Source organism: Rhizobium sp. CB3060 (assembly GCF_025200735.1).
Classification (GTDB): domain Bacteria; phylum Pseudomonadota; class Alphaproteobacteria; order Rhizobiales; family Rhizobiaceae; genus Rhizobium.
Window position 1 is genome coordinate 287,461 of sequence record NZ_CP104160.1, and the last position, 12,629, is coordinate 300,089.

Here is a 12,629-nt window from a genome sequence, read left to right on the forward strand (position 1 = left end):
GGGCTGCCCCAGCGAATCAAAGGACTGATCCAAGGAAGTCGATCGTCTCGGGTTTTTGTGGGTTTCCGATCACATGCTCAGGGGGACCGATCTCGTGAATCAGGCCTTTATGGAAGTAGGCAACGCGGTCGGACACATCACGCGCGAAGCGAATTTCGTGAGTCACAAGGATCATTGTCATGCCCTCTTCCGAGAGCATTCTCAGAGTGTCCAACACCTCGCCAACAAGTTGCGGGTCGAGAGCCGAGGTTACCTCGTCAAAGAGCATATAATTCGGCGACATCGCGAGGGCGCGTGCAATGGCCATCCGCTGCTGCTGACCACCGGAGAGCCTGGACGGATAAACCTTTAGTTTCTCGCCCAGACCTACGTGGGTGAGCTGTCTGACCGCGATTTCCTCCGCTTCCCTCTTGCTCTTGCCTAGAACTTTGCGGGGCGCAAGCATCACGTTCTCGAGAACCGTTAGGTGAGGGAACGCATTCCACTGCTGGAATACGATGCCGATCTTCTGCCGTAGTTTGTTGAGGTCTGTACCGCGGCCATGCACATCGGTGCCGTCAACGATAATTTGCCCTCCTTGGATAGGTTCGAGGCCGTTGATGCACATGAGCATGGTCGACTTGCCTGAGCCCGAGCCGCCAATGACCGAGAGGACCTCGCCTTTCTGAACGGTCAGGCTCACCCCTTTCACTACCTCGAGGGTACCAAACGATTTGCGGACATCTTTCAATTCAATCATTTTCATGCCACCGCTTTTCTAGCCATGCCCCGAGCCGTGCAATCGGGAAGCTCATTAGGAAATAGATCATGCCTGCAATCGAGAGGACAAAGAGTGGCTCCTGTATGCGGGTTACGATAATCTGCGAAGCGCGCAGAAGCTCGATGATGCCGATCCAGAGAACGAGCGCCGTATCCTTCATTACGCCGAGCGTGAGGCCGATCCAGCTCGGGAGCGCAACACGCAAGGCAATCGGGAAGACGATATTGGTCAGGTCCTGTGTGTATGTCATGCCGAGCGAACGTGAGGCTCGCCGTGTCGTAGGGGGCACGGCCAGTATGCCGCTGCGCACAATCTCCGCGCAATAGGCCGCCGTATAGAGCGCCAGAACCACACAACCGACCGTAAAACCCGTCACGTTGAGCTTGAGGATCGACTTGAACGAGTTCGCCAGGACGAATTGTATCAGTAGCGGCACCGACCGCAGGATATCCAGTACGAAGCCAATAAGTGCGTTGAGCCACCACCGTGCTGTGGCACGGGCGAGACCGAAGAGCATCCCCAATATCGTGCCGCCTAGCACTGCAACAAAGGTTATGGTCAGCGTGGTTGCCGCACCTTGAAGGAGGAAGTGAACGTCATTCCAACTGATGCTTGTCTCGAACACTACCGCCTCCTCAGTACCGGAACAAGCGCGAGGCGAACAGGCGCGAGGAAAGGGTGATGATCTTGGCCATTGCGTAAAAGATAACCCCCGCTATGGCGAAAAACTCAAATGTCCGGAAAGTTCGCGCGTTCAGGTCCTGCGTGACGCCGGTAAGATCGGTGTTGAGGCCAACCGTCACGCCGAGCGAGGTCATCAAGAGTGACCAGACCATCTGGTTTGTTAAAGGATAGAACACGATACGGAACATTTGCGGCAACACAATAAGGCAGAAAGCCTGCGGCGCGCTCATGCCGAGAGAGCGGGCGGCACGCGTTTGAGTAAATGGAATAGCGCGGAGGCCGCCGCGGAAGGTTTCCGCGAGGTAGCCTGCATTGTTGAACGCGATGCCTGCGAGAAGCGCCACGTAGGAGTTAAGAAGAATTCCCAGGGAGCCTAGGCCGAAGTACATCATGTAGATCTGGAACAAGCCAGGTGTATTACGCGCAAGCTCAACCCATCCCGTCGAGAAGCTATGGAAGACCTTGTTATTCGACTGGCGGCCAAGCGCTAAAAACAAGGCAAAGATGACACCTATAACCATTGAAAGCACGGCGATCTGGAGAGACACCAGAGCGCCCCACAGCATGTCTGGAAGTGCGTTGAATGCCTGGCGCCACTGAAACGTGTAATTCAGCATGAGGGTGATCCGAACAGCTCGGGTTCCTTGAGGAGTGCGGAGGCTCAGCCAGCCTCCGCTCATTGAATGACTGTTTTAGCGATAAACGCCCTTCACCGTGAGGTCTGGGGCCTCGGCGCCGCCAATCCACTTGTCGTACAGCTCCTGATAGCGGCCTGTGCGAACCTGTTGATTTATGAACAGGTCGAGAAAGTTGAGGAGGCCCTGTTCCTGACGCAAGCCAATCAGGGAGACATAGTCGGGAACGTAGGGCGCATCGCCCTTCACCACGAAGCCTTTGTATTTGCCGGACTTGACGATCATCTGGGCCGCAGTTTCACCTAGGACAGTCGCGTCGATCTGACCTTGGGCGAGCGCTAGGAACACATCAGCCTGGGTCTGGTACGAGCGGAACGAGCCTTCGCCCCACTTTTTGACATCCTTTTCCAGCGCAATGGCCTCGAAGGTGCCGGAAGTCGACCCCGTCTTTTTACCCTTAAGACTCTCATAGGCGCTAATAGCGGTATCATCGCGCGTGAGGACACTCATCTTGAAAGCGAAATAAGGAATCGAGAAGCCGATTGTCTTGGCGCGTTCCAGTGTGTCAGAGGTGACGGCAACGCCAACATCCGCACGATCCGAGACAATCGCCGGGATGCGATCCGGAAATGGCGCTTCGACAATCTCGGCCTCTACGCCAAGCGCCTTCGCGAGGTCGTTGCAGGTGTCGACGTCGAAACCGATCGGCTGATTATTCTCGTCGCGCAAGCCCATAGGCGGGAAGTCGAGCGTCACGGCGCAGCGCAGCGTGCCGGAGGCGATGATATCGTCGAGCTTGTCTGCTTTGGCGGGCATCGCCGCGAGCGTGCTCAGAAGAAGAGCCGTCGCTACGGTGGTCTTAATTCTCATTGTTTGGTTCCCCCAGTTCATTGTTGCAACAGGAGGCTAGCGAGTCTTTGATCAAAGATCAATCATGATTCTGACACTCATGGCGCGAGCGATGCTTTGAATCCCGCGTTGGATGGCAAGGTGCCGCGCGCCGTTTTGTCCGGAGATGAAATTGTGGTGCACCAGTCGGAGCGATCAAAATTGCGAGTAAGAAAGTAATTGATTTAAACCCCAGCCGTGCAGCATTTATCCTATATGCGTGATAGGCGCCGACGACACCGCGACAGATAGCGGATGCAACGATCCAAACAGGCTATGCGGCTGCAGGCAATCTTCTTATAATCACGAACGGAATCCCGAAACCGAGAAAGCAGAGCGCGGTGTGCAGCTCCTGATGTCGTCGCCATCCGTCTAGGAGAGCGATCGCGCGTCGTATCATGAGAGCAGCTAGCTCTCTGCTTCACCTCATCGATCATCAGGGAACGATCATGCCGATGTTGCTTGGTCTGCCTCAGCCAAGATGGACAAGCCATATCCGCTAGTTGGATGCACCATCGGTCACAACCTCACAACCTCAATGTTCCAGCAGAAGGGAAGGGGCGGTCGGAGGTGGCCACGGCCGTACTGTCACGAGCAGCTCGATTGAGCCAGTTGTCCAACATCAGCCTAGTTGCAACAGCGTCGACAATATATGCCTGGCTTTGACAATATACCGGACAGTGTGACCACGAATGAAATGTCAGGCTACGCGCGCTACTGAACGATCCAGCGAACGAACGGAACCCGCCGGTGACGGTGACTGGACCTGGCTGCAGAAGTCAGTCTATTCGCTGGATCACTAACTGCCACTCGCTACTTTTGAAGCCTTCCTCGCTCGTGGGACCGAATCGATTTCGGACGACGCGTGTTCATGTTGGCCGTCGCTGTGCCCTGAGATGGCGGCCTTAGGCCACGACGCAAGTATATCTTCCGCAGCCATGGTAATATGTCGCGAAATAGCACCCTGGGCGCCTGGTCCATCCTGTTTTTCAAGGCGTTCAATTATACGCTCATGTTCATCGTGGTAACGGCCAAGGCTGGGATGCCCATTGAGAACCCCAAAATAGGGGCCTATCTGCAACCAAAGCATTTCTATGCAGGGGAGCAGCTTCTCAGACTCCGCCGCCTGATATATCGCAAAGTGGAATGCTCGATTAGCTTCTAGCATTCCACTGAAATCCGACTTGTCCGCACATTCGATCTCCTGGCGCAGATATTTCCGGAGGAGCTTCACAAGTTTCGGCGTTGCCTTTTCGGCTGCCCAAGATGTGGCCATTCCTTCGATTCCCAGTCGCACGCGACAAAGATCCCGGACCGTCTCGGGGGAAAACTCCGGTACCTGTACAGCCCGGTTCGGTGACGAGATAAATGCCCTTAGAGCGACGAGGCGACGAACTGCTTCCCGAACAGGCATCGGACTAGTCGCGAACTGCTCAGCGATCTCCCTGATGACGACACTTTGACCTGGGATGAAGCGTCCTGCCATTACAGCAGTCGACAGAGCTGCGTAGACCCTATCGTGCATCAGGGCTGGTTCGATTGGCTGCATTATTCGATCTGGCTTGGCCTTTGGAGATCCGGTCATTTATACACGCTCTTCTTTCGCTTGATCAACGATCAACTAATTGAGTTTTGTTGACTCATACGTCAGGTTGGCGAAGACATGAAGGGGGTACGACAGTTTATTGCACACTCTTTCGCGCCCAGGACGCTTGCAGGAGCCTATAGGAGCCAAATTTACTTTTCCGCTACAACTAATTATCGCTTGCTAAAAAAGGGCACCTCTCATTTTTCGCAAGGTGTGACGCGCAGGAACCAATCGATGCACAAACGAGCACGCGACTTTATCCGCGAGGGGATGGCCCCGATGAGTCAATAAACGTTTGCAAAACTCGGCCAATCCGGCAGGATCCAAAGAGAGGATGTGGCCCATCGTGGCGCCAACGCCGCGTCATCTGCATCTCAATGATCCGCTGTTCTTTTGGCGAGCGTAGCCTGTTCCATGTTACCGGCATGCATGGCCGGGTCAGCGGTTTCCGGGCCGGAGGTGGCTGTTGCCGGAGCGCGCACATGACAGGCGACACTACGGCCGTCTGCCATTGGGATCAAAGGCGGCATTTCGATTCGACAACGCTCGACAGCAAGCGGACAGCGTGGGTGAAACGGGCAACCGCTCGGCGGATTGATTGGGCTCGGCACCTCGCCCTCAACGGGTGCCTCTGAGCGAGCGCGGGTTGGGTCGGCTACCGGCGCGGCAGCTATCAGGGCCTCGGTATAAGGGTGCACCGGTTTGGAAAAGAGGGATTCACACTGCGCGAGTTCCACGATCCGCCCCAAATACATGACCGCTACACGGTGGCCGATATGCTCGACGACCCCAAGATCATGCGAGATGAAGACGAAGGCGATACCCATCTGTTGCTGGAGGTCCAGCAGCAAGTTCAAGATTTGCGCTTGGACGGAAACGTCGAGCGCCGAAACAGCTTCGTCTGCGATGATCAGGGAGGGCTGAAGAGAAAGCGCCCGCGCAATGCCGAGACGCTGCCGTTGGCCCCCTGACATTTCGGAGGGCAGTCTGTGCATCATCTCAGGGGACATTCCCACCTTTTTTAGAAGATCAGCGGCTAGTGCATCGCGCTGCTTGCGGCTTAGTCGCTCAAAATTCTCCACGGGCTCGGTAATGATCTGGCCAGCAGTAAGACGCGGGTTCAGCGACGAGTATGGGTCCTGGAAAACCATCTGCATTCGCCGGCGATATGCGCGCAACTCATGTTTCTTGAGACCAGCAATATCAGTGCCATCGATCAGGACGCGTCCCCCTGTCGGATCCACGAGCCGCATCAACAGCCGAGCAATAGTGGATTTGCCGCAGCCGGATTCACCGACGATACAAAGCGTCTCTCCTGCCGATACGGAGAAGGATACGTCCTCCACTGCCCGCACCACCGGAGTGGCTTTCTTCAAGAACCCCGCTCCAACGGAATAATGCTTAGTTAGCTTCTCGACTTTCAGCAGTGGACTGCTCATGCTCCTATAATCTCCTCTGAGCGCCAACAAGCTGCGGAATGGCCCGCTTCAATGTCCCTCAGGACGGGCGTTTTTTCACGACAAATGTCGATTGCGAACGGGCAGCGAGGTGCGAAGCTGCATCCGACAATCGGTTCACGCAAGTTGGGTACAATGCCTGGAATTTCGGGCAGCCTACTCTGTCGGCCTCGTCGCCGATCAGGTACAGAGCGCATGAGAGCCTTAGTGTACGGATGCATCGGCCGCGCAAATAGATCCGCCACAGAAGATTGTTCTACAATCCGGCCCGCATACATGACGATGACGCGCTGGCATGTTTCGGCCACAACGCCAAGATCATGAGTGATAAACATCACCGCCGTTCCCGTGCGTTCCTTCAGATCAACGATCAGCCGTAGGATCTGCGCCTGGATCGTTACGTCGAGTGCGGTTGTCGGCTCGTCGGCAATCAAAAGTTCCGGCGAGCAAGCAAGGGCCATCGCGATCATGACGCGTTGACGCATGCCGCCTGACATCTCGTACGGGTAGTTGCTGACACGGCGCTCTGGGTCCGCTATGCGGACGAAACCCAGCATCTCTTCGGCCTTGGCCATCGCGTTTGAACGGGAAACGCCCGTATGAATTTGGACCGCTTCGGCAATTTGACGGCCGACCGTGTAGACCGGGTTGAGGCTAGTCATTGGATCTTGGAAGATCATGGCGATCTTACCACCTCGGATCTTTCGCATCTCCTGCTCGGACAGCTTCAAAAGGTCTTGTCCGTGGAATCGGATCTCGCCGCCTACAGTTCTGGCTGTCAGCTTCGGCAGCAATCGTAGAATTGAAAGTGCGGTGACGCTCTTGCCGCACCCGGACTCCCCGACGACACCGAGAGTTTCACCCTTCATTATCTGGAAGCTGACGCCGCCCAACGCTTGGGTAATACCGTCCTCGCCAAAAAAATGCGTTTCAAGGTTTCGAACGTCAAGTAGCTCGTCACGCTTGATCATATTATGCATTTGCATGTTACGCCCTCCGCTTCGTCCGGGGATCGAACATATCGCGCAAACCGTCCCCGAGCAGGTTGACGGCCAGCACCGTAATCGCAAGGCAGACGCCGGGGCCAAAGATAGTCAATGGTGCGCTTGCAAGATACAAGCGTGAGCTGGCAATCATATTGCCCCAACTGGGGATTTCGGGCGGCACACCTGCGCCGAGGAAACTAAGCGCGGCCTCCGTCATAATTGCGCTGGCACAAACCGTGGCGCTTTGCACCATGAGTGCTGGAATGGTACTCGGGAGGATATGACGCCAGAGCACCTTCGGCAGCCGTGCACCGCCGCAAAGCGCGGCTTCCACATAAGGGCGTTCTCGAACGCTGAGGACCACCGAGCGAACCAGGCGGGCAACCGCCGGCGTTTCAGGGATCGCAATAGCGACGATGAGAATCCCAATACCGGGGCCCGTGAGGGAAATCAGGGCGATGGCCAGCAGGATCGTCGGGATCGACATCAGGCCGTCCATGACCCGCATGACGATATTATCGAACATGCGGTTGTAGCCGGCGAGAATACCGATCAGGAGCCCACCCCCAGCAGCGCACGCTGCCGACAGCAACCCGACCATGAGTGAGATCCGGGCACCGAAGATCGTTCGGGCAAACACATCACGGCCCAGATTGTCGCTGCCGAACCACATCTCGACCGAAGGCGGCTGGAGGCGCTTGAACGGATCCATGTTTCCCGGATCGCCGGCGTAAAATGGAGCGGCGAGGGCCAGAACGATCAGTAGCGCCAGCAGGCCACCGCCGATGAGTACCAGCGGATGCCGCCTTGCGACCCGGCTCAGGCTGAAAAGTCTTATCGGGGCCGTCGGTGTGGTCTCAAGTGTTGCGGACGGGAGTGTCATATCATCAATACCGAATGCGCGGATCGATCAGCGTATAGGCAAGATCGACCGTGAGATTGATAAGGACGTACAGACCTGACGTCAGGATAAGCACGCTCTGGATGATGGGATAGTCGCGGTTGTTGATCGCATCAACGACCAGGCGACCAATACCCGGTATATTGAATACCGTTTCTGTGACGACTACGCCGCCGATCAGATAGGCGAAGCTTATCCCGATAACCGTCAAGATTGGAACGCCGGCATTCTTCAAGGCGTGGTGGAACAGCATGGCGTAGGACGAAGCACCCTTGGCGGCGGCGGTTCGCATATAGTCTTCCGATAGAACTTCCAGCATGCTCGCCCGCGTGACCCGGGCGATGAATGCAACGAAGGCGATGCCCAACGCCACTGTCGGTAGGATGAGATGGACAAACCAAGGACCAAGGCCATCATTGATCGGTACATATCCCTGGACTGGCAGCCATTGTGTTCGTATGGCGAAGAAATAGATCAGGAAGAAGCCGGTGACGAAGACCGGGATGGAATAACCAAGTGCGGAAAAGACCGTTAGGAGACGGTCGACCAGGCCGCCAGGCCGCCACGCGGCTAGGACGCCGACTGACACTCCCACGGTCACGGCGAAAATCATGGTCAGGATTGACAGGGAAACAGTCGGCTCAAGCCGCTGCGATATGAGTTCGAGAACCGGTCGTCCGGCAAAGATTGAGGTGCCGAAATCGCCGCTGAGCATGTCACGTACCCACCGTATGAACTGAACTGGCATAGGATCGTTAAGACCCAGCGTTTCCCGGATTCCGGCGATCATTTCCTCGGAGGCCGATCGGCCGGCGATCATGGCCGCTGGGTCGCCAGGCGCCAGCCGGAGAAGCAGGAAGACGAAGATTCCAACCATCGCCATGACAGCGATGGCCGAAACTATCCTGCGAAAGACGTAACCAGCCATCGCTCAGGCTTTCTCCATGTTCCACATTGGGCACGGTCCCAACTGGTTGCTGATAACGCCGGTGAGTGTTTTGCGGCGTGCAGAGGGCGAAACCGTATGCCCCAGGAAAACTGCTCCGCCAAAGTCCCACCAAAGATGCTGCATCTTGCGTGCGAGCGCCTTGCGCTCATCTAACGTTCCGACTACCGCCCATTTGGCGCGCAGCGCCTCATATTCGTCATTCTTCGGCCAGCCGTACCAAGAATCTTGGCCATTCGCTTGGAGGAAGGCGCACCCCATCGGATCGGAGAGGCCGAGGTTGGGCCAACTCGATATGTGAATGCTCCAACCGCCTCCCTCAACAGGGCCCTTGCTAGACCGGCGCGCGACAACACCGGCCCAGTCGCTCGGCGCGAGCTCGACATTGACGCCAATTTTCTTCAGCTCTGACGCCAGTAGCTGAGCGGAGACGTCGCCCTGTGGCCAGTCTGTAGAGTCGAGAATGACGACTTTCTCGCCGGCGTATCCGGCCTCCTTGAAGAGCTGCTTGGCCTTTTCTGGGTCGCCGCCCTTCTTATACCACCCCGTGTTTTCGTCATTTGAATATGGAGAGCCATTGCCGAACATTGACGTAACGGGCTGGGTGTACCTTGGATCGGGAGCGATGACCCTGAGGAATGCCTCCTGGTCGACCAAGTGCAGGAGCGCTTGACGCGCCTTTACGTTGTCAAACGGTGGCTGAAGGAAGTTCACCCGCGCGAAGTTGACTTCTCCTCCCGAACGCACGACTTGTAGTTGAAGATCGCGATCGCTCTCGATTGCAGAATAGAAGTCGGGGGGGCAAGTCAACAGCAGATCAATCTCGCCCGCCTGCAATGCGGCCAACGCCGTTTGTTGATCCGAGATGTTTTCCCAAATGGCTCGATCAACCTTTACGGTCTTTCCTCCCGTCAATCCGTCGGGCGCCTCGTTACGGGGCACGTATCGTTCATTGCGGTCGTAGGTGAAGTTCGCGCCAGGCTTGGTGAGAGCGCTGTTGAACTTGAACGGCCCCGACCCAATATTCGCAGTTACCTGCTCCGTGGGGGGAAGGTTCGCGTCCTTCTCCCGCATCACCGCTAGAAACTGTGTTGGTGAGGCCAGGGCATCGATGAGAAGTTCAAATGGCTCCCTCAGCACGATCGTGAAGGTTCCGTCGTCCTTCTTCGAAATGTCTTTTGTCCTTTCCATGAGCAGTTTTCCGCTCGGAGCCGCCGCGCCCCAACGGCGAATCGAAGCCACACAGTCTGCCGCAGTAACTGGTGTGCCGTCGTGGAAACCCAGGCCGTCTCTAAGGGCGAACGTATAGGTCAGCCTATCATCGGATACCACCGATTTTCCGATCATCTGCGGGCGTGACGCCTGCTGGGAGTCGAACGCAAAGAGAGTATCATAAATAGCTAAGCCATGGTTTTGAGACTCGGCGCTTGTCGAAAAGACGGGGTCGAAAGCGGGGGGGAGAGAATCCAGCACCAGACGGATTACGCGTGTGTCGGTTGAAACGGCCTGAGCCCGCACAATAGGCGTAGCCGACAATGCGGCTCCCGCAGCTACGCTTAGCTTGATAAGATCGCGTCGAGAAATTTCCATGTTTCACTCCCTGTTTGAGCAGTCCATTGCCATTTGCCTTGCGGATTGCTCCTCCGTCAAAGCGTTGCGAGCTGATCAGAATTCGCCTATTTGCCCGGCCCACCAACCGCGATAATTGATCAGAGCCTCGCCCTTCCGGCGACGAAGATCTCGAGAGAGCAGATCACCCTCACATTTCCTTCGCGCACTGAAGTTGCGGACCTTGCTTTAAGGCGATTCCAGGCAGCGCCCTTCGCGAGCGGCGCTACAGAGTTAGCCCGTAAAGGGCGACTAAGACTGTGTAGGACGCACATGCGACGTTCATAGCTGTGCAAGTCGCAACGGCCGGTGAATTGGTCATTTGTATCCCCTTATGCGCGGCAGATCGATTAAGCTTGTCTGCCTTTTTGCCTGATAAAGCTAACCCCGATTTGATCAAAGATCAAGAGGAATTGCGCCGGCTCGTGTCGTCATCGATGTTTTGCAGCACCTTTCTTTAAGGCGTCGGGAGCGGCCTCAAGGCCGCGCTGCAAACCGATTTCGCCCTGTTGTAACCACTGCGTGTCTTGGCGACGCCTCAACTCAAATCCAACGGCCAAATCGGCCGCCTGAGCTTCCTCCAATGAAACTTCTTGAAATCGAGCGAGCAGATGCCGCCGGCATCGACATAGATGAGCCCGCGCGCAATTGGCTCGAAGTCGGCGCGGAAGTGGTTCATCGCCTTGCAGGCCAGAATATTCATGCGCTCCGGCTCGATGTCGTAAATGCGGAACTGCTCGCGGTCGACGATCGGCGTCGGGTAACTGGTGACGATAATCTGCATGCCTTCGAGATCGAGGCGGAAGCTCGGGCCCATATTTGCCTTGGTGCCAGTCGCCATCTTACCCTTGTGGACATAGATCCCATCGGAGACGGCGCCCACCGTGCCTGTCAGACGGATCGGCGTGCCGCCGAAGCGCGGGTCGGTCTTGCCACCGAGGTCCACCGTGACCGTCGCTCCGACTCCCGCTTTTAGCCCGGCGGCCGCGGCTTCCGGATCGGCGATTGCGCCGACCGCAACGCCCTTGATCCCGGCTGCGAGCAGGGCGCGAACCAGATTGGTGCCATCGCCATAGGCGCCGCCATCGGGATTGTCGGTGTAGTCTCCAATCAGCAGTGGCCCCGAGTCGGACGGAGCGGCCTTATTGGCGATGCTGATGACCTCGTCCATGGGCAGCAGCCGGACTGTTTCGCGGCCGCGGCTGTCCCAGATGAAGTCGGCCAGCCGTTCGGCAACCTCTCGGAATTCCGGCCGCGCTCCATCGCCGGTGACCAACACCGTAGGCCCGGTGAACGGCACGTCGGCGAAGTCGAAGCCAGCGTTAACGCCGATATCGAGCACGCCCGGCGTCTGCGCCTCGGCCTTTCGCACCAGCGCCAGCATCTCGACAAAGGCCCCATTCTGGGCGGTAGTGCGGCCGTGGTCGAGCCCGCTCAGGACTGGGCGATTCGCCAGCGTGACGCTTGGCTTGATCTCGCCCTGCATGGCTCGCTGCAGCAACCTGCCGGCACGCTCGGCGGTCTCGTACATATCGGTATGAGGCGTCGTGCGGTAGGTGGTGATGATGTTGGCTAATCGCGCCATGTCTTCGGTCGCGTTCGCGTGCAGGTCCAGACTGACGGCGATAGGCACAGCAGGCCCGACAATCGCCCGTACTTGCCGGAGGATCTCCCCCTCGGCATCGTCGTGGCTCTCGGTGACCATGGCGCCGTGCAGCGGCAGGAGCACGCCGTGCACCGGCATCGCCCGTTCGAGCGCACGGGTGATGATCCCCATCATGTGATCGAAAGCCTGGTCCGTGACCTTGCCCGCGGGCACTGCACTTGCAGCTAGCGGAGCTACGAGATGCCAGCCGAACTCGTCGGCAAGATCGAGCACCGCACCCCATTCGGTGCGCGTTCCCCGCATCGCGCCGTCTATCGCCTCACCCTCGAGATATTGGGAATGTCTGTAGTCATCCAGCGTGGTTGGGGTGATGCTGAAGGTGTGGCTCTCGTGCACGATCGAGGCGGCGAAAACGGTTAAAGACACGCGATCAACTCCTTTTGTCATCTTGATACCCCTCGTATGTGGCCGTCGGGCGCGACATGGCCAATTTTTCTGTTGCCACAAAGAGCTAACTTCTATTTGATCAAAGATCAATGAAAATTCTGAAAATCCATTGACTGCTAGTGA

General features: G+C 57.0%; 11 protein-coding genes and 1 pseudogene. All 12 read right to left on the bottom strand.

The genetic code is table 11. The features are described from left to right. Window positions 1-16: 16 nt before the first annotated feature. The 12 genes and pseudogenes from N2601_RS30940 to N2601_RS30990 all read right to left on the bottom strand — a co-directional run bounded on the left by N2601_RS30940 (window position 17) and on the right by N2601_RS30990 (window position 12,485). Window positions 17-739, bottom strand: a complete 723-nt coding sequence (locus N2601_RS30940) for an amino acid ABC transporter ATP-binding protein (RefSeq protein WP_260305821.1) — start codon at window positions 737-739, stop codon at window positions 17-19. Further along, complete coding sequence (locus N2601_RS30945; protein WP_260305304.1) at window positions 732-1,385, bottom strand: amino acid ABC transporter permease; 654 nt, start codon at window positions 1,383-1,385, stop codon at window positions 732-734. The genes N2601_RS30940 and N2601_RS30945 overlap by 8 nt, the downstream gene beginning before the upstream one ends. A 10-nt stretch (window positions 1,386-1,395) precedes the next feature. Next, window positions 1,396-2,061, bottom strand: a complete 666-nt coding sequence (locus N2601_RS30950) for an amino acid ABC transporter permease (RefSeq protein WP_260305305.1) — start codon at window positions 2,059-2,061, stop codon at window positions 1,396-1,398. A gap of 75 nt (window positions 2,062-2,136) precedes the next feature. Further along, a complete protein-coding gene (locus N2601_RS30955) occupies window positions 2,137-2,949 on the bottom strand; it encodes an ABC transporter substrate-binding protein (RefSeq protein WP_260305823.1) in 813 nt (270 codons plus the stop codon). An 817-nt stretch (window positions 2,950-3,766) separates the two neighbouring features. Then, window positions 3,767-4,243, bottom strand: a complete 477-nt coding sequence (locus N2601_RS34335; RefSeq protein ID WP_445945074.1) for a GntR family transcriptional regulator — start codon at window positions 4,241-4,243, stop codon at window positions 3,767-3,769. A 126-nt stretch (window positions 4,244-4,369) separates the two neighbouring features. Beyond that, a pseudogene (locus N2601_RS34340) lies at window positions 4,370-4,552 on the bottom strand (GntR family transcriptional regulator); the annotation flags it as partial. A 377-nt stretch (window positions 4,553-4,929) separates the two neighbouring features. Next, on the bottom strand, window positions 4,930-5,994 hold the full coding sequence (locus N2601_RS30965) for an ABC transporter ATP-binding protein (RefSeq protein WP_260305306.1): 1,065 nt from the start codon (window positions 5,992-5,994) through the stop codon (window positions 4,930-4,932). Further along, complete coding sequence (locus N2601_RS30970) at window positions 5,991-6,998, bottom strand: ABC transporter ATP-binding protein (protein ID WP_260305307.1); 1,008 nt, start codon at window positions 6,996-6,998, stop codon at window positions 5,991-5,993. The genes N2601_RS30965 and N2601_RS30970 overlap by 4 nt, the downstream gene beginning before the upstream one ends. 1 nt (window position 6,999) lies before the next feature. Next, window positions 7,000-7,881, bottom strand: a complete 882-nt coding sequence (locus N2601_RS30975; protein WP_260305308.1) for an ABC transporter permease — start codon at window positions 7,879-7,881, stop codon at window positions 7,000-7,002. Between the two features lie 4 nt (window positions 7,882-7,885). Next, a complete protein-coding gene (locus N2601_RS30980; protein WP_260305309.1) occupies window positions 7,886-8,827 on the bottom strand; it encodes an ABC transporter permease in 942 nt (313 codons plus the stop codon). A 3-nt stretch (window positions 8,828-8,830) separates the two neighbouring features. Then, window positions 8,831-10,435: an ABC transporter substrate-binding protein gene (locus N2601_RS30985; RefSeq protein ID WP_260305310.1), complete on the bottom strand. Its 1,605-nt coding sequence runs from the start codon at window positions 10,433-10,435 to the stop codon at window positions 8,831-8,833. Between the two features lie 556 nt (window positions 10,436-10,991). After that, window positions 10,992-12,485, bottom strand: a complete 1,494-nt coding sequence (locus N2601_RS30990) for a M81 family metallopeptidase (RefSeq protein WP_260305311.1) — start codon at window positions 12,483-12,485, stop codon at window positions 10,992-10,994. Window positions 12,486-12,629 lie beyond the last annotated feature (144 nt).

Coding starts and splice junctions, on each gene's coding strand:
- N2601_RS30955 (WP_260305823.1), bottom strand. CDS start 2,949: ATGAGAATTAAGACCACCGTAGCGACGGCTCTTCTTCTGAGCACGCTC.
- N2601_RS30965 (WP_260305306.1), bottom strand. CDS start 5,994: ATGAGCAGTCCACTGCTGAAAGTCGAGAAGCTAACTAAGCATTATTCC.
- N2601_RS30980 (WP_260305309.1), bottom strand. CDS start 8,827: ATGGCTGGTTACGTCTTTCGCAGGATAGTTTCGGCCATCGCTGTCATG.
- N2601_RS30940 (WP_260305821.1), bottom strand. CDS start 739: ATGATTGAATTGAAAGATGTCCGCAAATCGTTTGGTACCCTCGAGGTA.
- N2601_RS34335 (WP_445945074.1), bottom strand. CDS start 4,243: ATGGCCACATCTTGGGCAGCCGAAAAGGCAACGCCGAAACTTGTGAAG.
- N2601_RS30975 (WP_260305308.1), bottom strand. CDS start 7,881: ATGACACTCCCGTCCGCAACACTTGAGACCACACCGACGGCCCCGATA.
- N2601_RS30985 (WP_260305310.1), bottom strand. CDS start 10,435: ATGGAAATTTCTCGACGCGATCTTATCAAGCTAAGCGTAGCTGCGGGA.
- N2601_RS30970 (WP_260305307.1), bottom strand. CDS start 6,998: ATGCAAATGCATAATATGATCAAGCGTGACGAGCTACTTGACGTTCGA.
- N2601_RS30950 (WP_260305305.1), bottom strand. CDS start 2,061: ATGCTGAATTACACGTTTCAGTGGCGCCAGGCATTCAACGCACTTCCA.